The organism is Aggregatibacter actinomycetemcomitans DSM 8324 (assembly GCF_000372365.1).
Lineage (GTDB): Bacteria > Pseudomonadota > Gammaproteobacteria > Enterobacterales > Pasteurellaceae > Aggregatibacter > Aggregatibacter actinomycetemcomitans.
This window is the reverse complement of sequence record NZ_AQUU01000010.1, coordinates 53,016-76,977: the sequence shown is the minus strand read 5'-3', so window position 1 is coordinate 76,977 and position 23,962 is coordinate 53,016. Positions and strand designations below refer to the sequence as shown.

Genomic DNA, 23,962 nt, shown 5'->3' with positions numbered 1-23,962 from the left:
GCATAAATGAGCGAAACTACAATTCTTTTACTTGGTGTTGCAGCCTTTACAGCCATTGTTTTAGTGCTTGTTGCAATCATCTTGTTTGCGAAATCCAAATTGGTGGACTCCGGCGACATTACCATTAAGATTAATGATGACCCGAGCAAAGCCATCACTTTGCCGGCCGGCGGTAAGTTACTCAGCGCACTTGCCGGCAAGGGCATCTTCGTATCTTCCGCTTGTGGCGGCGGTGGTTCCTGCGGTCAATGTGTAGTACGGGTAAAAAGCGGTGGCGGCGAAATTTTACCGACCGAGCTTTCCCACATCACCAAACGTGAAGCCAAAGAAGGCTATCGTCTTTCTTGCCAAGTGAACGTGAAAGGTAATATGGATATTGAATTGCCGGAAGAGATCTTTGGTGTGAAAAAATGGGAGTGCACCGTCATTTCCAATGATAACAAAGCGACTTTCATTAAAGAGCTTAAATTGGCGATTCCGGAAGGAGAAGAAGTGCCGTTCCGTGCCGGTGGTTATATCCAAATTGAAGCAGAACCACACACGGTTTACTATAAAGACTTCGATATTCCGCAAGAGTATCACGAAGACTGGAATAAATATGATCTGTGGCGCTATGTATCAAAAGTGGATAAGCATATTATCCGCGCTTATTCCATGGCATCCTATCCGGAAGAAAAAGGCATTATCATGCTGAATGTGCGTATTGCAACGCCTCCTCCACGTCAACCTGATGCGCCTCCGGGACAAATGTCTTCTTATATTTGGTCTTTAAAACCGGGTGATAAAGTGATTATTTCCGGTCCGTTCGGTGAATTCTTCGCGAAAGAAACCGATGCTGAAATGGTCTTTATCGGTGGTGGTGCAGGTATGGCACCAATGCGTTCACACATCTTCGACCAATTAAAACGTTTACACTCTAAACGTAAAATGTCCTTCTGGTACGGTGCCCGTTCTAAACGTGAAATGTTCTATGTAGAAGATTTTGATACATTGCAAGCGGAAAATCCGAATTTCCAATGGCATGTGGCATTATCCGATCCATTGCCGGAAGACAACTGGACAGGCTACACTGGCTTTATTCACAATGTGCTTTATGAAAACTATCTGAAAAATCACGAAGCGCCGGAAGATTGTGAATACTACATGTGCGGACCTCCGGTGATGAACGCTGCGGTAATCAAAATGTTGAAAGACCTTGGTGTTGAAGATGAAAATATCTTGTTAGATGATTTCGGCGGCTAACGCCTTGCAGTTTAAAAACACCGTAAAAAATGACCGCACTTTGCATGAAGTGCGGTCGAAATTTACAGCGTTTTTCATATTGATTCATCACACGCAAACCAATTTAAACCGTTGGTTTGCGTGTGATCCATCTAATATCAGGAAAGTATTATGAACATAAAACAACCTCTCGTTCGCGGATTCGCACTTGCTGCCATGGCATTGGCACTGATGGCCTGCGATAAACCGAATCCGTCACAACAAGCGGACACACAACAAGCCATGGCAGCAAAAAATGAAATTGTTTCCCTCACCGGTAAAACCATGGGGACAACCTACCACATCAAATATTCAAACAACGGCGAAGTCTCAACGGCGTCGCAACAGGCACATGAACAAATCGAACTAATTTTGAAGGATGTGAATGCGAAAATGTCCACTTACATCAAAGATTCCGAGCTCAGCCGTTTTAATCAAAATACGCAAATTAACACGCCCATTGAAATCTCGGCGGATCTTGCCAAAGTGGTTAAAGAAGCCATTCGGTTAAATCAGGTGACGCAGGGTGCCTTGGATATTACAGTCGGGCCGGTAGTGAATCTTTGGGGGTTCGGTCCGGAAAAGCGGGTGGATAAACGGCCGACATCAGCACAAATTGCCGAACGTCAGGCATGGGTGGGCATTGATAAGTTGTCACTCACTGAAGAGGGCGGTAAGTTTTTCCTGGCAAAAGCCGTACCGCAACTTTATGTGGATCTTTCTTCTATCGCCAAAGGTTTTGGGGTGGATCAAGTGGCGGATTATCTGGAAAGCATTCGCGTACAAAATTACATGGTGGAAATCGGCGGTGAAATTCGCGCCAAAGGGAAGAATGCCGAAGGAAAAGCGTGGCAAATTGCTATCGAACGTCCAACCCTGGATGGCAAGCAGGTGGCACAACAAGTCATCGGTTTGAATAATATGGCGATGGCGACATCAGGCGATTATCGTAATTATTTTGAACAAGACGGCGTGCGTTTTTCCCATGAAATCGATCCGCACACCGGTTACCCGATTCAGCATGCATTGGCATCGATCACGGTGTTAGCGCCGACTTCCATGACTGCTGACGGGCTTTCCACCGGGTTATTTGTGTTAGGGGAACAGAAAGCGTTGGACGTGGCGGAACAGGAAAAATTACCGATTTTTATGATTATTAAAGACAGCAAGGGCTACCGCACAGAAATGTCTACCACATTCAAACAATTTTTAGCACAGTAAAAACACCGAAAAATACAACCGCACTTTAAAGCTGTAACGTGCGGTTAAAATTCAGATAAGTTAATTTATGGATCAATTATGAAACTATTTTTGCTCACCTTAGGCATTTTCCTGCTTATTATTCTTGCCATGGCATTGGGTTACATCGTGAAACGCCAAGCTCTCAAAGGTAGCTGCGGCGGCTTATCTTCCTTAGGTATTGCTAAAGCCTGCGACTGCGACAAACCGTGCGACACGCTGCAATCTAAATTAGACGCGGGAGATGAGCAAGCCAAAGTAGAATATGAACAAAAATTCACCAATAACGTGCAAACGCAGTTTTATGAAGTGAAATAAGCTAAATTAATATGCTTTATGTTGAGATTAAAGTGATCGGTGGAAAAAGTATCGACGGAGTAGTAAAGGCAGAATTAGTTCAATACGTGATACACTTATTATAAAAACTGTTGCATAAAGATCCTGAAACGATTGCTATTATATAGATAATTAGGGCTCAATGGAAAAATGGTGACTGCCCGATAGACGATGCAATAATCATGAATATAATCTTACAAATGCCCGAGTACCTATTTTAGCCAAGTTCTTATTATCAAACTATGAAATCACAAACTTACGAAAATCATTTCCCGAAACTCACGGCGCAACAACTTGCCGAAAATGCGACGAAAAAAATCATTTGCGGGATGTCCGGCGGGGTGGATTCTTCCGTGTCTGCGTTTATTCTGCAACAGCAAGGCTACCAAGTGGAAGGCTTGTTCATGAAAAATTGGGAGGAGGATGATGACACCGATTACTGCACGGCGGCGGCAGATTTGGCGGATGCGCAGGCAGTGTGTGACAAGCTCGGTATTAAACTACATAAAATCAATTTTGCGGCGGAATATTGGGACAATGTGTTTGAACATTTCCTTAGCGAATACAAAGCAGGGCGCACGCCGAATCCGGATATTCTGTGTAATAAAGAAATTAAGTTCAAAGCTTTTTTGGAATACGCGGCGGAAGATTTAGGCGCCAATTATATTGCCACCGGGCATTATGTGCGTCGTCGCGGTGCTGATGACAACGCGCAGTTATTACGTGGCTTGGACAACAATAAAGACCAAAGCTATTTCTTATACACCCTAAGCAAAACCCAAGTGGGACAGAGTCTGTTTCCGGTGGGCAATATTGAAAAGCCTATCGTGCGTGCAATTGCGGAAGAGTTAGGTTTGGTGACGGCGAAGAAAAAAGACTCCACCGGCATTTGTTTTATCGGGGAGCGGAAATTTAAGGATTTCTTGGCGCGTTATTTGCCGGCGCAACCGGGCAATATTCGCACGGTGGACGGCGAAATTATCGGTCGCCATGACGGTTTGATGTATCACACGTTAGGACAACGTAAAGGCTTAGGCATCGGTGGCGTGAAAGGCGCCGGTGAAGACGCTTGGTATGTAGTGGAAAAAGATCTCATTAATAATGAGCTGATTGTGGCGCAGGGGCATGACCATTCCGCTTTACTTTCCACCGGTTTAATCGCACAGCAATTACATTGGGTTGATTGCCTGCCGATTCGCGCGCCATTGCGTTGCACGGTGAAAACCCGTTATCGTCAAACGGATGTACCTTGCATTATTGAACCTATAGATGATGAAACCATTAAAGTTATATTTGACGAACCACAAATTGCGGTCACTCCGGGACAATCGGCGGTGTTTTATTTAGACGAAATTTGCCTTGGCGGCGGCATCATTGAAAAGCAATTAAAATAAATACGATTTGAATTAAAAGTGGCTTGCCCCTAAAAGTTGGATAGGCCGGTAAACTAGATACTGAGTCCTATTCTATATTGTGTAGATCTCAATCTTTTTGAATCCGGTTTAAACCGTTTTTGGTTGTAATATACGAAGTATGCTTTGCAGTTCAGTGATTAAATAGCTGATCCATGTCGGTGAAAGTCTTGTAAAGTCGTATTAAAAACCATTCCTCCGCACAGATAGATTTGATTGCGATCCAACATGCGGAGTTGTATCTTAGTGTTTCCACCCACAACGCAGAAGAAATTGTCCGTGCTGTCATTACGCTCTTCTTCCGTTGCCTACGGGCATATTTTTCCAACGCAAGCCAGAGAGACCGCCGAGACCGCAAGATATTGAGAATTTTCCCTGTTAGGTGAAACTGCTCGGCAATAATGCCAAGTGTTCGGACATTAGTCCGATAACGTTTGACAATTCTTTCCGGGCGGGTAAAAAACGCCAAATATGTTGACCGCACTTTCGTTCCGGAAATTGGATCCAAATCAAGTTCGGCGCATTTTTTACAAGACAAAATGGCAAAATAGCTTTATCATACCGAGCATTTTAGGGCTTGCTCTAACTGGTTTTAATTAACTTATATGAGGAAAATAAAATGGCAAAAATCGTTAAAGTCATTGGTCGTGAAATTATCGACTCTCGTGGTAATCCAACTGTTGAAGCAGAAGTGCATTTAGAAGGCGGTTTCGTCGGTCTTGCGGCAGCGCCATCAGGTGCTTCCACCGGTTCACGTGAAGCATTGGAATTACGCGATGGCGACAAATCCCGTTTCTTAGGTAAAGGTGTATTAAAAGCAGTTGCGGCAGTAAACGGCCCGATTGCAGACGCGATCATCGGCAAAGATGGTTTAAACCAAGCTGAAATCGATCAAATCATGATCGATTTAGACGGCACAGATAACAAATCCAAATTCGGCGCAAACGCCATTCTTGCCGTTTCTCTTGCTAACGCCAAAGCGGCTGCGGCATCTAAAGGTCTTCCACTTTACGCTTACATCGCAGAACTCAACGGCACACCAGGCGTGTACTCTATGCCATTACCAATGATGAACATCATCAACGGCGGTGAACACGCAGACAACAACGTGGATATTCAAGAATTTATGATTCAACCGGTGGGCGCGAAAACCTTGCGTGAAGCCCTTCGTATCGGTGCGGAAGTGTTCCATAATTTAGCGAAAGTATTAAAAGCCAAAGGCTTAAATACTGCAGTAGGTGACGAAGGCGGTTTCGCACCAAACCTTGCTTCTAACGCGGAAGCATTGGCTTGCATTAAAGAAGCTGTTGAAAAAGCGGGTTATGTATTAGGCAAAGACGTGACATTAGCCATGGACTGCGCTTCTTCCGAATTCTACAACAAAGAAACCGGCAAATATGAAATGAAAGGCGAAGGTCGTTCATTCACTTCTCAAGAATTCACACACTATCTTGAAGAATTAACCAAACAATACCCAATCGTGTCTATCGAAGACGGTCAAGACGAATCCGACTGGGAAGGCTTTGCATATCAAACTAAAGTATTAGGCGACCGCGTTCAATTAGTGGGCGACGACTTATTCGTCACCAACACCAAAATCCTGAAAGAAGGTATTGAGAAAGGTATCGCAAACTCTATCTTAATCAAGTTCAACCAAATCGGTTCTTTAACAGAAACCTTAGCTGCGATCAAAATGGCGAAAGATGCCGGCTACACTGCGGTTATCTCTCACCGTTCCGGTGAAACCGAAGATGCCACCATCGCCGATTTGGCAGTAGGTACCGCAGCAGGTCAAATCAAAACCGGTTCTATGAGTCGTTCCGACCGTATCGCGAAATACAACCAATTAATCCGTATTGAAGAAGCTTTAGAACGTGCAGGTACACCGGCGCCGTTCCCAGGTTTAAAAGCGGTTAAAGGTCAGGCTTAATTTGTAAGCGCTGATTAAAACGTAGTAAAAACCCACCGCACTTTTTATCTTTCAACAAAAGTGCGGTGGGTTTTTTATGTGTTTTTTAACGCCGTTTAACCTGCGTAATTCTCAAACCAACTTTCCAAAATCAAACAGGCGGAAATGCCGTCCACTTTGCTTTTATTTAAGGCGCGATAACCACCACGACTGAAAATTTCGCTACGCGCTTCGGTGGTGGTAAGACGTTCGTCCTGTAAATCCACCGGCACGTTAAAACGTCCGTGCAAACGCTTAGCAAACTTTTTGGCACGCAACGTTAAGGGCTGTTCCGTACCATCCATATTCAGTGGCAAACCGACCACAATACGCGCCGGTTGCCATTCCTGAATACATTTCTCAATGGCATCCCAATTGGGAATACCGTCCTGCGCTTTAAACGCCGGCAAGGATTGTGCCGTGCCGGTGATGCTTTGCCCGACGGCACAGCCGATACTTTTCGTCCCGAAGTCGAAAGCAAGCACCGTGATACCCATTAACTGTGCCCCACCTGACCGGCGAAATTATGGGAATCAATGCCTAATAATTGATTCGCCGCCCACCAACGTTGTTCATAAGGCAAATCAAATAGGATTTGTTCCGCTGCCGGCACAACTAACCAGGAATTATTCATTATTTCCTGTTCAAGCTGATTGGCTTCCCAACTGGCACAGCCTAGCGTCACCAGGTATTTTTCCGGTTCTAACATCGTCCCAAAGGTGTCCACCACATCTGCGGAGGTGGTGAGCATGAGGTTGTCGCTGACCCGATAACTGTGATCAAAAGGCACTTTGGTGTTGGTATGCAAAATAAAGCCGCGATCGATATTCACCGGTCCACCGGCAAGCACCAGTTTATCGTTATAAGTGCGGTGGGTAACCATCATGAAATTCATTTTGGCGCCCAGCTCTGCAATGCTTAAATCCGTCGGCTGGTTTAACACCAACCCCATGGAACCTTTTTCATTATGCTCGCAAATATAAATGACCGTGCGATAAAAATAGCTGTCATCTAAATTGGGCATGGCAATCAGCAAGTGATCTTGTAAATCCATCATATTTCTTTCTTCTCTATCCTAAATCACCGAAACACACCTGCAAGGCGGTAATTGCCGCCATAGCGGCGGTTTCGGTGCGTAATACTCGTTTTCCCAATAACACGTCCACAAATCCCTGTTGCTCGGTTTGTGCGATTTCCTGTGGTGATAAACCGCCTTCCGAACCAATTAATAAACGCACACCCGCTGCCGGGATTTCAGGCAAGGTGCGAATGGAATAGCGTGCTCTCGGATGTAAATTCAATTTGAGCGCGTCATTAGGCTCCGCACACCATTGTTGTAATTTCATTAACGGACGAATTTCCGGGATTTTATTGCGCCCGCATTGTTCACAGGCGGCAATGGCGATTTTCTGCCATTGCTGAATTTTTTTATCCATCCGCTCGCCGTCTAATTTCACACCGCAACGTTCCGACCATAATGGCGTAATCACATTCACCCCTAATTCAACGGACTTCTGAATGGTAAATTCCATGCGTTCGCCACGGGAAATGACTTGTCCTAAATGGATGGCTAACGGGCTTTCGCGATCGTCAAATTGGCGACTTAAAATATCCACTTCAACGGATTTTTTCGCGACGGCGGTAATGACGGCTTGATATATATGGTTGCTACCATCGAAAAGTTCAAGTTGATCGCCTGCCCGCATACGCAAGACACGACCGACATGATTGGCGCCGTCTTCTGAAAGCGCGCAGGTTGTGTGCTGATTAAGCGGGATTGGATGGTAAATTCGAGGCACTCGCATGATAGAACAATTGGCTAAAAATAATTTGTTCTATCATAACAGAAAAGCCGGCGACAAAATGAAAATACAAAAGGAAAAATGCGAAATTAATATTCCCAATTATCCGGGTCAATTCCCAGTGTGCGCATAATAACTTTTGCTTCTTCCGGGATTTCGTCACTGCGTTCTTTTAACAGATCCTCATCCGTTGGCAAAGGTTGACCGGTAAAGGCGTGCAAGAAGGCTTCACACAGCAGTTCGCTGTTGGTGGCATGGCGTAAATTACGAATTTGACGGCGGGTACGCTCGTTGGTCAGAATTTCAAGCACTTTAATCGGAATGGATACCGTGATTTTTTTAACTTGTTCGCTTTTTTTTCCGTGTTCCGCATAAGGACTAATATATTGTCCGTTCCAATCCGCCATAGTTGATTCCTGAAATAACCTCATTGTTTGGGGCAATATTCTAATAAAAAATAAGGATAATAACAATCTAGCCGTGAAGACTGCTAGATTTCCATATCACAAACAGACAAAAAGAAAGGCACCTTTCAGATGCCTTTTATTCGCCCGAGTTGAATTAAAATGTTTTCACCAAATCTTTGAGGTAAGCTTTAAATTCACTGGCAAGTTTATTGTGGTGCAGCCCGTACTCCACAAAGGCTTTCATATAACCGATTTTATCGCCGCAGTCGTAAGAAATGCCTGTCATGTGGAAGGCTTCGACGGTTTCCTTATCAATCAGCATATCAATGGCATCGGTTAACTGGATTTCATCGCCCACGCCCACCGGGGTCTTTTCCAATAAATCCCAAATGGTTGCCGAGAACACATAACGCCCTACAACAGCCAAATTAGACGGTGCTTCATCCACACTTGGTTTCTCTACGATACTATCAATTTTGGCACTTTCACCCGGAGGAATTTCCACACCACCACAGTCGGCGATACCGTAACTGCTGACTTCTTCAGGTTTAACCGGGTTCACCATGATTTGGCTGGCTTGGGTTTGTTTAAAGCGTTTTAACATTAACGCCAGATTTTCTTTTTTCTGATTAGCGGAAAACTCGGCCAGCAACACATCCGGCAACACCACGGCAAAAGGCTCGTTACCCACCAGCGGACGACCGCACAATACGGCATGCCCCAACCCTTTCGCATTACCTTGGCGAACGTGCATGATTGTGACATTTTTGGGCACGATGGAACGCACTTCTTCCAATAATTGGCGTTTTACGCGTTTTTCCAGCATCGTTTCCAATTCGAAGGAAGTATCAAAATGGTTTTCTATGGCATTTTTTGAGGAATGAGTCACCAGGACGATTTCTTTAATACCGGCGGCGACACATTCATTTACCACATATTGGATTAGCGGTTTATCCACTAAAGTTAACATTTCTTTCGGAATGGCTTTAGTAGCAGGTAACATACGTGTACCTAAGCCTGCAACAGGAATAATCGCTTTCATTTAGTTTTCCTTCTGTTAGATAAAAATGACCGCACTTTTCTGATAAAGAAAAGTGCGGTTAGTTTTCAACGCATTTTATTGACGTAATAACGCCAGAATTTCTTCTGTTTTTTCCGCCATTAATTGCTTATCGCCACGGGTTTCCAGGTTCAAACGAACGACCGGCTCGGTATTTGATGAACGCAGGTTGAAACGCCAGTTCGGATATTCAATGCTAATGCCGTCAATTTCATCTACGCGAATAGCGTCTTTTTCATAAGCGGCGAGCACGCGGGCAATGGCGCTTTTTGCATCGACTAATTTGCTATTAATTTCCCCGGGAGACGGGAATGTATTCACGCTATTATTCACCAGTTCACTCAGGGATTTACCGGTAACGGAAACCAATTCCATCACCAACAACCATGGAATCATGCCGCTGTCGCAATAGAAGAAGTCACGGAAATAATGGTGTGCACTCATTTCACCGCCATAAATGGCATCGACAGCGCGCATTTTTTCTTTAATGAAAGAATGTCCGGATTTCGACATCACGGCTTCACCACCGTTTTCTTCCACTAATTTCACAGTATTCCAGATTAAGCGCGGGTCATAAATAATTTTCGCACCTTGGTTTTTTTGCAGGAATGCCTGACCTAACAAGCCAACAATGTAATAACCTTCAATGAAATTTGCGTGCTCATCAAACAGGAAGCAACGGTCGAAATCGCCATCAAACGCAATGCCCATATCCGCCTTGTGTTTTAGCACCGCATCAATGGTATCCTGGCGGTTTTCATGCAACAACGGATTAGGAATACCGTGCGGGAAGGTGCCGTCCGGATTATTATGTACTTTGATGAACTCGACAGGTATGTGTTTTGTTTTAAATTGCGCTTCAATCGCATCAATCACGTGCCCTGCGGCGCCATTACCTGAGTTAATCACTAACTTCAACGGTTTTAGCGAATCGAGATTAATATAAGATAAGAGGTGCTCAACATAATCATCAAGTACGGAAAGTTGTTTATACTCGCCGCGTTTGGTCACCGGCGGGAAATTATTTTCCTCCGCCAGACGTTGAATATCCGCCAACCCGGTATCCGCGCTAATCGGACGGGACCCTTCACGCACTAATTTTAAGCCGTTGTAGTCCATCGGGTTGTGGCTTGCAGTCACTTCAATACCACCGTCAGTTTTCAAAAATGATGTAGCAAAATAGACTTCCTCTGTCCCCGTTTCACCTAAATCAATTACATTAACACCTGAATCCAATAATCCATTTGTTACCGCACTTTTTAACTCTTTACTCGTTAAGCGAACATCGCCACCAACGACAATCGTTTTGGGCGTTAAAAACTGCCCGAATGCATGACCTATGCGATAAACAATATCTGTGTTTAATTCATCACCCAAGCGACCACGGATATCATAAGCTTTAAAGCAAGTCAGTTTAGTCATAATTCACCATCTTCATTGATCATAAAATTTGCTACGCTTTCTGTTCATCCCTTGCTTGATGAATACGTTGGTAAATTTCTTCTCTATGAATAGAAACATCCTTCGGCGCCTGCACACCGATTTTGACTTGGTTACCTCGTATATTCAGAATCGTGATAGAAACATCATCGCCGATGAGCAAGCTTTCACCAACTTTCCGGGTTAAGATCAGCATATAAACTCCTCACCTTTATAGTTTGTTTATAATTTCCTCACAAAGCGTTAAACATTACTTTTATTCGATTCGGTATTCTCTTTACAACCAACACAAAAACCGAACTCTAAGATGTAAAAAGCTTATAAATTCGCTTTCAACCAATCGGAGCAAACCGATAACGCTTTGTTTACATTTTCCGGCTGAGTACCGCCGGCCATGGCCATATCAGGACGACCACCGCCTTTACCGCCAACTTGTTGAGCCATCAAATTCACTAATTCGCCGGCTTTTACTTTCCCTGTCAGATCCTGAGTTACCCCTACAATAAGATTAACTTTTTCATCTACTACGGAAGCAAATACAATCACTGCCGAACCTAATTGATTTTTCAGGCTATCGACCATTGAACGTAAAGACTTCGCTTCAATACCATCAAGTTGTTGCGCAATGACAGAAACACCATTAATTTTCACCGCACTTTGTGCCAGGTCATTACCGGCTTGCAGCGCAGCTTTTTCTTTTAATGTTTGTAGCTCTTTTTCAACTTTCTTAAATTTATCTTGCAACAGAGAAATCTTATCCGTAATGGAATTAACATCCGATTTCAGTAATTCGGCGCTTTGATTTAATAAAGATTGTTGGTTTTGTAACCATTCGATTGCAGTTTCACCGGTAATCGCCTCAATACGACGAATGCCTGCCGCCACTGCCGTTTCCGTTACTATTTTAAACAGCCCGATGTCGCCGGTACGTTTCGCATGGATCCCACCACATAATTCAATGGAAAAATCTCCCATAGTTAGTACGCGTACTTGATCGGAATATTTCTCGCCGAACAACGCCATCGCACCTTTCGCTTTGGCGGCTTCCAGCTCCATAATATCCGTTTTAATCGGGTTATTCGCTCTAACTTGCTGATTAACTATGCGTTCTACTTCGGCTAATTGCGCTTTACTGATAGGTTCATGTTGAGCAAAGTCAAAACGCAATAATGCATCAGAAACAAGCGATCCTTTCTGAGCGACGTGTTCGCCTAAGACCTGACGTAACGCGGCGTGCAACAAATGGGTTGCAGAGTGATTTAATGAAATACGTTGACGGCGAACCTCGTCAACCACTGCATTCACGGACTGCCCGACGGATAAACTACCTTGGGTAAGTTCACCGATATGACCGAATACCTGACCATATTTTTGGGTGTCTTTTACGTCAAAATTAAAACCGTTGCCTTCTAAGCGCCCGATGTCTCCGATTTGACCACCGGATTCCGCATAGAATGGCGTATTATCTAAAATCACCACCGCACTTTGACCGGAACTGATGGTATCTACCGGTTTGCCGTCATGGAAAAGTGCGGTCACTTTTGCCAGCGTTTCCGATTCAGTATAGCCTTCAAAACGGGTTATGCCATCAACACGAATAACATTGTTATAATCCATACCGAATTGGCTGGCGGACTGCGCGCGCAAACGTTGATTTTCCATCTCGCGTTCAAATCCCGCCTCATCGATGGTAATGCCGCGTTCACGACAAACATCGGCAGTTAAATCCAGCGGGAAACCGTAAGTATCATATAACTTGAACGCCACTTCGCCGGATAATACCTTGCCTTTCACCTCGGCTAAAGCCTCATCTAATAAGGTTAAACCACGTTCCAGCGTACGCGCAAATTGTTCTTCTTCCAAACGCAGCAATTTCTCCACAGTGGCTTGGTGTTTTTTCACTTCTTCGCCCGCCTGCGCCATCACTTCAATTAAGGTTGGCACGAGCTTATAGAAAAACGCTTCGGCGGCACCCAATAAATGCCCGTGACGCACAGCGCGGCGAATAATACGGCGCAGCACATAGCCACGTCCTTCGTTGGAAGGTACCACACCGTCTACGATTAAATAGGCGCAAGAACGAATGTGGTCGGCAATCACACGTAAAGACTTATTGGTTAAATCTTTTTCACCGGTTAATTCCGCCGTTTTAGCAATTAATTTTTGGAAAATATCAATATCGTAGTTGGAATTCACATGTTGCAACACCGCACTGATTCGCTCCAAGCCCATACCGGTATCCACAGAAGGCTTCGGCAATTTTTCCATGGTGCCATCGGCATGGCGATTAAATTGCATGAACACGATATTCCAGATTTCAATGTAACGATCGCCATCTTCTTCCGGCGATCCCGGCGGTCCGCCCCAAATGTGATCGCCATGATCGTAGAAAATTTCGGTACAAGGACCGCAAGGACCGGTATCGCCCATTTGCCAGAAATTATCGGAAGCATAAGGCGCGCCTTTGTTATCGCCAATACGAATAATGCGTTCTGCCACAATGCCGATTTCATCATGCCAAATTTTATAGGCTTCTTCATCGGTTTCGTACACGGTGACCCATAATCTTTCTTTCGGTAATCCCAACCATTGCGGGGAAGTTAAAAATTCCCAACCGAAGTGGATCGCGTCCTGTTTAAAATAATCCCCAAAACTGAAGTTTCCGAGCATTTCAAAGAATGTATGATGTCTGGCTGTGTAACCCACATTTTCTAAATCATTATGTTTTCCTCCGGCACGCACACAGCGTTGAGCGGTAGTGGCACGGCTATAAGGGCGTTTTTCCAAACCTAAAAAAACATTTTTAAATTGGTTCATTCCCGCATTGGTAAACAGTAATGTCGGGTCATTTTCCGGAACCAAAGAACTACTTGCTACAACTTGATGCCCCTTGCTATGGAAAAAATCAAGATATGATTGTCGGATTTGTGCTGTTGTCTTCATTTACAAGCCTTGCTTTCTTAAAATATCTTTAGAATTAAAAGGTAATTGGGTAGCCGCGTATTGTTACACACTTTTCCCATTTATAAAAAACCTTTTTAGCTATAATGCTTTATTTTTCCGACAAGACGAAAAAACCGCACTCACATTCAGAAATCATAAAAGTGCGGTTAGTTTTTGGACAACTTATTTACTACTTGCTTTATTCGTCACGAAGAGGAACAACAAGCATATCAACAGTAATTGAATTCATCACCTGACGGGTGGATGACATCAATTTACTCCAAAAGTCTTGGTGGTGGCCGGTGACAAGTAAGTCCACATCATATTTGTCGATGGCATCGGCTAACACTTGCCCTAAATCCCCACTACCACTGAGTTTTTCGGTGATCGGGTAACCCGCTTGTTCGGCGAGTTTGATCAACGCCTGTTGGGTTTCGCTGGAAATGCGATCCTGCATTGATACCATATTTACGTCAATAAGCCCTGTGTAAAGATCCGAGAAGTTAACATCCACATGAATAATGGATAACTTCGCATCATAACGCTTTGCCACGCCGACCGCTTTTTTCAACAAGAACGCACTTTCTTCTGAAAGATCAACCGCAACTAACACATGTTTGTACATAATCAACTCCTTACCCGATCAGGATTAATTTACTTTAGTTATATAGTAGCACCGGGATATAAAAAAAAATATGTGCTGGATCACATTTTGAGAAAAACTTTCATTTACAATGAAAAAAATGATCCCAAATGCCTTTTGTGTTAGGATCCGAAACCCTTTTTTAACTAATTTTGAACATAAAATGACCTATTCTATTCATGATTTTACCCAACTCATTGCCCAACTGCGTGATCCCGAACACGGTTGTCCGTGGGATATTAAACAGACCTACCAATCCATGATTCCATGCCTGAAAGAAGAAGCCTACGAAGTTATTGAAGCCATTGAACAAAACAATGTGGAAAATCTTAAGGAAGAATTGGGCGATTTACTTTTACAAGTGGTCTTTCTCAGTCAATTAGCAGCGGAGGAGAAAAAGTTTACCTTTGATCAAGTCGTACAAGACGTTGCGGAAAAAATCGTGCGTCGCCATCCCCACGTGTTCGGTGACAAGCATGCCAATAATGAACAGGAAGCCTTACAGAATTGGAATGCCATGAAAGCGCAGGAGCATCAAAATCAAGGTTACACCTCCATTTTAGATAACATTCCGCATGCCTTTCCCGCCTTAATGCGAGCAGAAAAATTGCAAAAACGCTGTGCCAAAGTCGGCTTTGACTGGAAAGACATTGCACCGGTTTTTGCCAAAGTGGAAGAGGAATTACAGGAAGTGAAACAGGAAATGGAACGCTCTCCGCAAGATCAACAGAAAATCGAAGAAGAAATGGGCGATTTGTTATTTGCTACCGTCAATTTAAGCCGTCATTTGAAATGTCAGGCGGAAGAAAGCCTAAGCAAAGCGAACCAAAAATTTGAACAACGATTCCGTCGCGTAGAAGAAAAATTAAAGCAACAACATCGTTCTTTGGAAGACGCGTCTCTGGTCGAAATGGATCTGTTATGGGATGAAGTGAAGCAGGAAGAAAAACACCGCTAAAACCCACCGCACTTTTCCTTTAAAAAACACGAAAAAAATTGACCGCACTTTGTTGCCCAATCAAAGATACCGAGCGCTAAACTCGGTATTTTTCTTTCTAATCAATGCCCAACACTTTACGCCCGTTGATGCTGGCAATATTCACCATGGCATCCAAATCCGGGAAGCGGCAACCTGCCGCCAGCAAGCTCAGCTCCTGCCACATATCGCCTTCACATAAAGGCACCATGTAATCGCAAATATTATCCGTACCAATCGCTACCGTAATGCCTTCCGGAATCATTTCATCCGCCGGCGTGAGTGCATTATGGAACGGCATCAGTTCCTCTTTTCGGTTACTATCAATCCATGCCATCGGACAGGCAATCATCATCATTTGCGCCTGACGCATTTTTTCATATAAACGATAGCGATATTCTTTGGAATGCGAACCGATAGAAATACCGTGAATCGCCACCACCCGACCTTGCATACCATGTTCAATGGCTTTATCGCATAACTGCTCCGTTTCTTTTTCCTGCGGCGAATTGAACTGATCCACATGCACATGGCACATAATGCCGAGAGACTTGGCTTTATCCAACAAAATATCCATGGCGTCCAAACCGCGTCCGTAATCTAATTCATCACGATAAGGCAAGCCACCGATCATATCCACCATTTCCGAACCGATGTCGAACCATTTGCGTGCCGTCGGTTCAATCACGCCTTTCAACGTTTGGTTGGCGAATTTCAGGATAATGTCATTTTTATACACTTCGCGCGCTTTGTGGGCGGCAATAATGGCGCGATCTTCACACACCGGGTCAATATCCACAAAGGTACCGAACGCCGTAACCCCTTGGGAAATCATCAATTCGATAGATTGACAAAAACGGGCGTAATAATCATCCACGGAGGAGGTGCGTTTTACCTCGTCCACCAAGTCCCATTTTTGCTGCAAATTACTGCTGTGATAAATCCCGATTTTTTCCGGGGTCATGGTAAAAGCGCGATCGGCATGCGCATGTGCATTAACCCAGCCACCTTTTTTAATAATTTCATCTCGAATATAGGTTTTGAAACTCCGAACATGATTCTTCGTCATGATTACTCCGTGGTAGGCAAATTGGAAAATGTGATGGGCGCAAATAGAAAAAATCCTCAAAAGAGGATCGTTTATTAATTGAAAAAAGAAGGGCGAACAATGAAACGGATTCATTGCAATAACGGATAATGTTATAAAAAATTCGCAGATTTTTAATTAATAACATCGTATTTGTCCCGATATAAATTGCCCGCTAGTATAAAGCGAGCAACCTCAAAAACATAATCGATTTTGACTATTGGTCAGGCGTATTTTTAATCATTTTTCTAAAAATGAACGCTCTTGATTAAACACTTCCAAAAACAGCCCTAATGGCGGTCTTTTAGAGGAAATTTTCTGATAAGTGCGGTCATATTTTTGATAGTTTCCGCGCGTATCAATATGATATTGCGTGCCATCCGGCTGAATAATCACATTCCAGCGATAATTAGACACCAAAACCCAATCCGGGGTCTGATTCAAGTCAAACAAATCACGTCCCTGCGCGTAATCGCCAATCGGATTTCTCACCTTGAAAACGTGTTTCATTAACGCCGGCAGCACATCCACATGAGAGGTTAATTTTGTCACTTTACCTTTCGCCAAACCTTGCCAATGTACGATCATCGGCACCCGCACTTTATCTTGGGCGAAATAGCGATTTTCCTCTTTCTCCGTGAGCTGCCGGAAGGTATAGCCATGCTCAGCAGAATAATCACCAGGGTATTAGGTAAATCCAATTGCGGCAAAATCTGCCCTAATAATTCATCAATTTTGGTACGTTCCTGCGCATAATTTTCCGGTGATAAATTCGGTTTAATATCCAAGCTCAAATAGCCCCAGAACGGTTTTTCCTGCGTTTTTGCCGTCTCCAGCCAATGTTGAAAAGCATTTACTGCCCCTTGATTGGAAGTGTCACCGATCAGTTTGGTTTGCTGATAAATCGCACGCCGTAAAATGCTGGAATTAAACTTCCTGCCGGAAAACAGCCCTTGCACGTATTTCTGTTGCGTTATGTGTTCAACCAGTGCGGAAGGGATTTTGCTGCTCAATAAGCTGTCGGTATAATTTGCATTCAAACCATAAAATAGGCCTGTTAACCCGGCGTTATTGTTATTTCCGCTACTGTAATGATTGGTAAATTGCGTGGAATCGGTGGTGAACCGTGCTAAATTCGGCATGCTCTTTTCATTAATGGCATCATAACGCAGCCCGGAAATGGTAATCAGAATGATATTTTGCTTCTCCGTCGGCTCATCAAACGTCAGTGGCTTTTTAGGATATTCAATCGCCAACGCATCCAAGCGGCCTTCCTGTGCCAACCGTTCGGCGTATTCCCGCTTGTTGATAAAACCACGCTTTTCTAATAATGAGCGGGCAGTCATCGGATAGGACAACGGAAAATTGTAACGCTGCATCGTAATCGGACGATACAAATAAGCATCCGCCCACGCATAAATCAGGTGGGTGGCACTAAATGTGCAAACAAAAAAGATGCCTATGCCTTTCAGCCATTTTTGCCGTTCTAAACTGCGTAATTTTTGCCAAGACCAACGTGAAAATAGCATTTGTATTAATAAAATCAACGGCATAGGTACGAAAAAAAGTTGCCAGTTGCGGGAGAGTTCACCGTTTTCCGGATTCACCAGTAAATTCCAGACTAAGGAGGAAAGGTGAAGATTAAAGCGAACAAAAACTTCCGTATCCACTAATAATAAGGTGTTGCTAATGGTCGCAAGAATAACGGTCAGCCCGCGAAAAGTGCGGTGGTTTTTGACGATAAAACTGAGGGGGAAAATCACCAACAGATAAAAGGCGAAAACAATAAAACTGAAATGCCCCAATAAGCTGATGAAAAAATACACTTTACCGAATAGGGTGTCGGGCCAGTCGATAATAAAAGCATAACGGGCGCCGATAAAAATCGCCCATAAAATATTAAAAAAAGCAAACCAGTGACCCCACGAAATTTTTTGCGAGGTTTCTTCTCGATATTGTTTGCTGTTAAATTTCCACATAATGCTATTGGTTCGTCGTATTAAGAGAGTTCAGCAAAGCGTCGGAGAAGGCTTTTGCCAGCACTTGTCGTTGCTGTTTTCCGACACTGCCGAGCAGTAAATTGGTGGTCATATTGCCTAACACGATTAAAGATAAATCCAGCGGCGCTTGGTGTTTTTCCAGCACTGCAATCATGTCGTTGAGAATTTCATCTATTTGTTTATCTTGATATTTTGATTGAATTGCCATGTTTGGTTGGTCTGCCGATTTAAAATGCCGCATATATTAACCGATAATTGCGCTAATCCTAACATATTTTGTTAGTTCCGGTAAAAAGTGCGGTTATAATAGACAGAGTTTTTTAAGGACAATTTCATGAGCATTACAGTTAAACAAATTATTCTCCACCAAATTACCAAATCCAATCAAACCGAAGCGGAAAGCGTGCCGCAACTGAATAGCGTGCTACGTAAACAAGTGCTGACAATCACGCCGGAAGTAGAACAAATGATGTTGCAGCTACACCAAGGCTATCAAAACAAAGCGAAAGGTTATGGTATTTTCCTGGACTCCTCGGTGTTTGCCCAAAGTCTGAATCGCTTGTTGGAAAATGAACTGGAATTCCTGCCGTTCAGCTATGAAGCAACGAATTTATTGATTAACGAACTGGGTAAATATAATTTTGCCGATAGCGGCACTTTGGTTTTATGCCAATATAATTTTCTCGCCACCGATTACCTGTTTATCGCGTTATTGGACAGTCGCGTCAGTATGTTGGTGGATGACAAATTAGAAATTCAGCGTACCGAATATTTGGACATCACCCAATTTGATGTGGCAGCACGTATTAATTTAACCGACCTGCAACTTAATGCCAATTCCAATCGTTACTTAACCTTCATCAAAGGGCGCGTCGGGCGCAAAATCGCGGACTTCTTTATGGATTTTCTGGGTGCGGAAGAAGGGCTTAACCCACAAGTACAAAATCAATGTTTATTACAGGCGGTGAGTGATTACTGCGCACAAGGCGAGTTAAATCGTGAACAAACCCAAGCGGTAAAAAAACAGGTGTTTGAATACTGCAAAGGGCAGATAAATAGCGGCGAAGAAATTGAACTTGCGGAACTTTCCGGCGAGCTGCCGACGCTAAACCAACAACCTTTTGCCGAGTTTACTCAAGCGCAAAATTACGGCTTGGAAGAAAATATACCGCCGGTTCGCACCGCACTTAAGTCGCTCACGAAATTCTCCGGTTCCGGCAAAGGAGTGACCATCAGTTTTGATACGGAGTTAATTAATCAACGTATCTTTTGGGATGAAGCCGCCGACACGCTTACAATCAAAGGGCTTCCGCCAAATTTACGCGATCAGTTGCAGCGCCAGTTAAAAGAACAGAATTAGTTTGGCAATTAATTAAACTTTCGGTATCATCATTCACATTATCCAGAGAATAAAAAGGCAAAGAAATGCAATTCAGATCTGTCGTAACCGCACTTATTTTCGCGCTCAGTGTTACCGCCTGCTCCACCGTCAATAAAGTCGTTTATCGTATTGATGTGCCACAAGGTAACTATTTGGAAGCTTCAAAAGTTACACAATTAAAAACCGGCATGACAGCCCAACAAGTTCAGTATTTACTCGGTACACCGGTTCTCATCGATCCTTACAGTAACCACACCTGGTATTATGTTTACTTACAACAAAAAGCCTATGAAACGCCGGAACAGCACACGCTGGTCGTAAATTTTGACCAAAATGGTGCCGTAAGCAACTTTGACTTGGACAAACCGTTACCGAATGACGATAAAGTCGAAGTGAATAATACCATTATCACAGCACCTGACGCTCAAGCTAAGCGTTGGTGGCAATTCTGGAAATAATCTTTACTCTTTTTATTTGTAACCCAAATAAGGTTTAACCTATGGCTAAAATTTTACTTGTTGATGATGATGCGGAGCTCACCGAACTGTTAGCACAATTACTCGATTTAGAAGGCTTTCAGGTGAATGTCGCAAACAATGGTAAAGAAGCATTGGAATTACTTGACCATAGTTATGATCTCATCTTATTAGATATTATGATGCCGGTCTTAAACGGTATTGAAACATTAAAACAAATCAGAAAAAACTATTCCACGCCGGTCATGATGCTGACTGCCCGCGGTGATGATATTGATCGTATTTTAGGTCTTGAATTAGGTGCGGACGACTACCTACCGAAGCCGTTTAACGATCGTGAATTGGTTGCGCGAATTAAAGCGATTTTAAGACGTACAGCACAGGCAAATAACGCGAAAGATCCGACAGATGTGGATAAAATCGAGTTCGGCGGCATCGTGTTTTATCCGGGACGCCAACAGGCAATGTTGGGTTCAAAAGATCTTGAACTCACCGGCACCGAATTGCTTTATTACTAAAACTTATTACTCATCCCGGGTTAATTCTGACTCGTGAAGAGTTAAGTCTTGAAGTTTTGGGCAAGCCACTTACGCCTTTCGATCGTGCCATTGATATGCATATGTCGAATTTACGAAAAAAATTACCGGCTCGCTCCGATGATCTACCATGGTTTAAAACACTTCGTGGTCGCGGTTATTTATTAATAGCGGAAAAATAACAATAAAGGCTATTTTTATATAGCCTTTTTCACACCTAATTATCATGTTCAGAAAAGAATTTATTTTTAACTCACTCACCATACGAATTTTCACTTTCTTCTGGCTCACATTTTCCATTTTACTAATCTTTATTTTTTTATTACCTTATTTTGATGCGCATATTTACTCGGATTTAAAAGAGCATGAAATGGTAAAGTATCAAAAAGAAATTACAACTTCGATGCGTAACAACCAAATTTCCCGTATTTTAGCAGGAATTCCAAGTTTCCCTAATGATCGATTTACCCCCCATCCTGTACTAATCTCGCCGAGTGGACAAATTCTCGGTGCACTCACTGAAGAAGAAAAATCAGTACGTCAATTTATTTTTAACAACGCTTCATTGGATCAACCGTTAAAAAAAATCTATTCCAATATTCAAATTGTCGGTCCGTTTTCTCTGTACCTAAATCCTGAGCATAATCAATCTTATAGCTTATATTTTGTCAATCAGATCAATGCACAGAAAGAGATCCTAAACTACATTTTTGATCGCCCGTTTTTCCTGATCATCTTGGTCATTTTAATTTCCACACCGTTATTGTGGTGGCTATCACGCAGTATAGGTCAGCCTATTCGTAACCTACAACTTGCAGCAAATGCCGTTGCCATAGGAAATTTAAAAATTAATAAAAATCTTGAAACCAAAGGGTTGATCGAGTTACGTCAAGTAGGACAAAGTTTTAACCGCATGATGCTTTCTCTTGAAGAGGTATTGTCAAATCAGCAATCGTTATTATCTTCTATTTCTCATGAATTAAGAACCCCCCTGACCCGTCTACAACTGGCAACGGCGTTATTGCGTCGTCGCTTAGGCGACAGTAACGAAATTCAGCGTATTGATACGGAAGCACAACGTTTAGATAAAATGGTCAGTGACTTGCTACAGCTTTCCCGTCAACAGTTGAATAGCCATCTGGAAAAAGACATCTTCCCGATACCTTTACTTTGGAAAGAAATTTTAGAAGATGCAAAATTTGAAGCAGCTCAACGAAATATTCGTTTTCACGTGGAGCAAGGCATCGCCCATCCTGAACAGTATTATCTCAATGGTAACCACGGACTTCTTGCAAGTGCGGTGGAAAATATTGTCAGAAATGCGTTGAAATATACAAAATCAGCAATTTCCGTCCACATCTATACTCATGAAAATGACTTATTTATTCGCATTGAAGATAACGGTGCAGGCTTACCGGAAGATGAATATGAAAAAATCTTTAAGCCGTTTTATCGCGTTGATGAAACGCGTACCCGCGAAACCGGTGGCACCGGCTTAGGCTTATCCATTGTTGCCAATACAGCGAAGGACCATCACGGCGCAGTCTGGGCAGGGAAAGCTGATCTGGGTGGCTTAGCCGTTATCTTACGCTTACCACTTTGGGTGGCAAAATAATTTAACAAAAAACCCATTGAACAACTCAATGGGTTTTTTGTTTCTATAAATTCAATTAGTGCAATGCCGATACCACAAATAAAAAGACTTTGAGCACGGAAGCATTTACCAAGTCAATGAAGAACGCACCAACCATCGGTACAATTAAGAAAGCTTTGTGTGACGGTCCAAAACGGCTTGTCACCGCCTGCATGTTCGCTACTGCCGTCGGTGTTGCACCAAGGCCGAAACCACAGTGACCGGCACTTAATACTACTGCGTCGTAATCTTTACCCATTATGCGGTAAGTCACATAAACCGCAAAGATTGCCATAAGAACAACCTGAATTGCCAAAATGGCCATGACCGGTAACGCCAACCCTGCTAATTGCCATAATTTTAAGGACATTAATGCAATAGCTAAGAATAAGGACAGACCCACGTTACCCAAAACATCTACGGCAGAATCAGCAACATTAAATTTGAAAATATGGGTCAAAGAATTACGAATGATTACCCCGGTAAACAGACACCATACGAATGTTGGCAATTCAATGACGCTACCTTTTGTGTGTGCATCCAAGAACTGACCGATAAGTAAACAGCACGTCATCATGGTAATCGTTTCAATCAGTGAACGGGTTGTAATTTTACGTTGGTAAGTAGGGTGCTCAAAAGCTTCTTGTACATCATCGACATCATCGCTTTCCGGATTCTCGCCATGTTTCATTTTCCCTAATAAATGGCGTGCTACCGGACCGCCGATAATACCACCGGAGACCAAACCAAAGGTGGCACAAGCCATGGCTAATTCCAAGGCGCCTTCAAGGTGGAATAACTCTGTTAATTTACCGGCCCACGCCGCACCGGTACCATGTCCGCCGGTTAAGGTGACCGAACCGGCAATTAGACCGTAAGCAGGGTCGATGCCGAGTAAGACCGAACCTGTTACACCCACGATATTTTGTACAGTAATCAATAATGTCGCTGCAATCACAAAAATAATTAACGGTTTACCACCTTTTACCAAGCGCGCAAAGTTAGCACTTAAACCGATGGAAGAAAAAAATACCAACATCATGGTGAACTGCAAATTCGTATCAAACATAAAAGACAATCCCCAGCCTTGATATAAAACGGTGAGAATAATCGCGACTAAGAAACCACCCACAACCGGCTCAGGAATATTATAGCTTTTCAATAAGGAAATACGTTTTACCAGAAAATACCCAAGCAACAGCACAAAGCCCGCCAATGCGAGGGTTTCAAAAGTATTGAAAGTCATAGAACATCCTCTTTTTAATGATGAAGTCCCGGTTATTGCTAATCATTCTAAACACCAGGAATTTTTATGCGAAGAATAAAAAATTTTTATCGATCACGGAAGGAATTTCAATTTAGCAGAAAAATCGGGCGACTGCC

21 protein-coding genes and 2 pseudogenes are annotated in these 23,962 nt (G+C 43.2%); 10 read left to right on the top strand and 13 right to left on the bottom strand.

The features are described from left to right. Positions 1-6: 6 nt before the first annotated feature. The 5 genes from nqrF (at position 7) to eno (ending at position 6,177) form a co-directional block, all read left to right on the top strand. A complete protein-coding gene (gene nqrF, locus A3CS_RS0106970; protein ID WP_005546182.1) occupies positions 7-1,242 on the top strand; it encodes an NADH:ubiquinone reductase (Na(+)-transporting) subunit F in 1,236 nt (411 codons plus the stop codon). Positions 1,243-1,392: 150 nt separating this feature from the next. Further along, on the top strand, positions 1,393-2,481 hold the full coding sequence (locus A3CS_RS0106960; protein WP_005546180.1) for an FAD:protein FMN transferase: 1,089 nt from the start codon (positions 1,393-1,395) through the stop codon (positions 2,479-2,481). Positions 2,482-2,559: 78 nt separating this feature from the next. Beyond that, positions 2,560-2,817 (top strand): (Na+)-NQR maturation NqrM, encoded by a 258-nt coding sequence (gene nqrM / locus A3CS_RS0106955; RefSeq protein ID WP_005542966.1) that lies wholly within the window; start codon positions 2,560-2,562, stop codon positions 2,815-2,817. Positions 2,818-3,077: 260 nt separating this feature from the next. Then, a complete protein-coding gene (gene mnmA, locus A3CS_RS0106950) occupies positions 3,078-4,229 on the top strand; it encodes a tRNA 2-thiouridine(34) synthase MnmA (protein ID WP_005546178.1) in 1,152 nt (383 codons plus the stop codon). Positions 4,230-4,866: 637 nt separating this feature from the next. Beyond that, a complete protein-coding gene (gene eno, locus A3CS_RS0106945) occupies positions 4,867-6,177 on the top strand; it encodes a phosphopyruvate hydratase (protein WP_005546172.1) in 1,311 nt (436 codons plus the stop codon). Between the two features lie 95 nt (positions 6,178-6,272). On the opposite strand, the gene ruvX is transcribed toward eno, so the two are convergent. The 9 genes from ruvX to uspA all read right to left on the bottom strand — a co-directional run bounded on the left by ruvX (position 6,273) and on the right by uspA (position 14,472). Next, positions 6,273-6,692: a Holliday junction resolvase RuvX gene (gene ruvX, locus A3CS_RS0106940; protein WP_005568231.1), complete on the bottom strand. Its 420-nt coding sequence runs from the start codon at positions 6,690-6,692 to the stop codon at positions 6,273-6,275. Continuing rightward, positions 6,692-7,249 carry a YqgE/AlgH family protein gene (locus tag A3CS_RS0106935; protein WP_005574309.1) on the bottom strand — a complete coding sequence of 186 codons (558 nt, stop codon included), beginning with the start codon at positions 7,247-7,249 and terminating at the stop codon, positions 6,692-6,694. Before A3CS_RS0106935 ends, ruvX begins: the two co-directional genes overlap by 1 nt. 16 nt (positions 7,250-7,265) lie before the next feature. Further along, entirely contained in the window at positions 7,266-8,000 is a 735-nt protein-coding gene (rsmE, locus tag A3CS_RS0106930; protein ID WP_005546167.1) for a 16S rRNA (uracil(1498)-N(3))-methyltransferase, read from the bottom strand. A gap of 86 nt (positions 8,001-8,086) precedes the next feature. Then, entirely contained in the window at positions 8,087-8,404 is a 318-nt protein-coding gene (metJ, locus tag A3CS_RS0106925) for a met regulon transcriptional regulator MetJ (protein ID WP_005546165.1), read from the bottom strand. Between the two features lie 154 nt (positions 8,405-8,558). Then, positions 8,559-9,446 (bottom strand): UTP--glucose-1-phosphate uridylyltransferase GalU, encoded by an 888-nt coding sequence (galU, locus tag A3CS_RS0106920; protein WP_005546163.1) that lies wholly within the window; start codon positions 9,444-9,446, stop codon positions 8,559-8,561. 75 nt (positions 9,447-9,521) lie between these two features. Next, on the bottom strand, positions 9,522-10,886 hold the full coding sequence (locus tag A3CS_RS0106915) for a phosphohexomutase domain-containing protein (RefSeq protein WP_005546162.1): 1,365 nt from the start codon (positions 10,884-10,886) through the stop codon (positions 9,522-9,524). A gap of 31 nt (positions 10,887-10,917) precedes the next feature. Then, the gene (csrA, locus tag A3CS_RS0106910) at positions 10,918-11,100 is read right to left on the bottom strand and encodes a carbon storage regulator CsrA (protein WP_005542029.1); all 183 of its coding nucleotides are present in this window, start codon (positions 11,098-11,100) and stop codon (positions 10,918-10,920) included. Positions 11,101-11,222: 122 nt separating this feature from the next. Then, positions 11,223-13,847, bottom strand: a complete 2,625-nt coding sequence (gene alaS, locus A3CS_RS0106905; RefSeq protein WP_012820889.1) for an alanine--tRNA ligase — start codon at positions 13,845-13,847, stop codon at positions 11,223-11,225. Between the two features lie 199 nt (positions 13,848-14,046). Beyond that, positions 14,047-14,472: a universal stress protein UspA gene (gene uspA, locus A3CS_RS0106900; RefSeq protein ID WP_005542026.1), complete on the bottom strand. Its 426-nt coding sequence runs from the start codon at positions 14,470-14,472 to the stop codon at positions 14,047-14,049. 181 nt (positions 14,473-14,653) lie between these two features. On the opposite strand from uspA, the gene mazG reads away from it, so the two are divergent. Then, positions 14,654-15,448 carry a nucleoside triphosphate pyrophosphohydrolase gene (mazG, locus tag A3CS_RS0106895; protein WP_005546158.1) on the top strand — a complete coding sequence of 265 codons (795 nt, stop codon included), beginning with the start codon at positions 14,654-14,656 and terminating at the stop codon, positions 15,446-15,448. A 97-nt stretch (positions 15,449-15,545) separates the two neighbouring features. Here mazG and A3CS_RS0106890 read toward each other — a convergent pair whose 3' ends face one another. The 3 genes and pseudogenes from A3CS_RS0106890 to A3CS_RS0106880 form a co-directional block, all read right to left on the bottom strand. Next, positions 15,546-16,535 (bottom strand): amidohydrolase family protein, encoded by a 990-nt coding sequence (locus A3CS_RS0106890; protein WP_005546155.1) that lies wholly within the window; start codon positions 16,533-16,535, stop codon positions 15,546-15,548. A 258-nt stretch (positions 16,536-16,793) separates the two neighbouring features. Then, a pseudogene (locus tag A3CS_RS01000000110995) lies at positions 16,794-18,532 on the bottom strand (DUF3413 domain-containing protein). Positions 18,533-18,536: 4 nt separating this feature from the next. Beyond that, on the bottom strand, positions 18,537-18,761 hold the full coding sequence (locus A3CS_RS0106880) for a YejL family protein (protein ID WP_005546151.1): 225 nt from the start codon (positions 18,759-18,761) through the stop codon (positions 18,537-18,539). Between the two features lie 126 nt (positions 18,762-18,887). Between A3CS_RS0106880 and yejK the strand changes: the two genes are divergently transcribed. The 4 genes and pseudogenes from yejK (at position 18,888) to cpxA (ending at position 22,561) form a co-directional block, all read left to right on the top strand. Beyond that, positions 18,888-19,913: a nucleoid-associated protein YejK gene (yejK, locus tag A3CS_RS0106875; RefSeq protein WP_019518347.1), complete on the top strand. Its 1,026-nt coding sequence runs from the start codon at positions 18,888-18,890 to the stop codon at positions 19,911-19,913. A gap of 65 nt (positions 19,914-19,978) precedes the next feature. Then, complete coding sequence (gene bamE / locus A3CS_RS0106870; protein WP_005546147.1) at positions 19,979-20,392, top strand: outer membrane protein assembly factor BamE; 414 nt, start codon at positions 19,979-19,981, stop codon at positions 20,390-20,392. A gap of 41 nt (positions 20,393-20,433) precedes the next feature. Further along, positions 20,434-21,128: pseudogene (locus A3CS_RS01000000110990) on the top strand (response regulator). Between the two features lie 44 nt (positions 21,129-21,172). Next, positions 21,173-22,561: an envelope stress sensor histidine kinase CpxA gene (gene cpxA, locus A3CS_RS0106860; protein WP_005546145.1), complete on the top strand. Its 1,389-nt coding sequence runs from the start codon at positions 21,173-21,175 to the stop codon at positions 22,559-22,561. Between the two features lie 55 nt (positions 22,562-22,616). Here cpxA and gltS read toward each other — a convergent pair whose 3' ends face one another. Continuing rightward, positions 22,617-23,825, bottom strand: a complete 1,209-nt coding sequence (gltS, locus tag A3CS_RS0106855) for a sodium/glutamate symporter (RefSeq protein WP_005588866.1) — start codon at positions 23,823-23,825, stop codon at positions 22,617-22,619. Positions 23,826-23,962 lie beyond the last annotated feature (137 nt).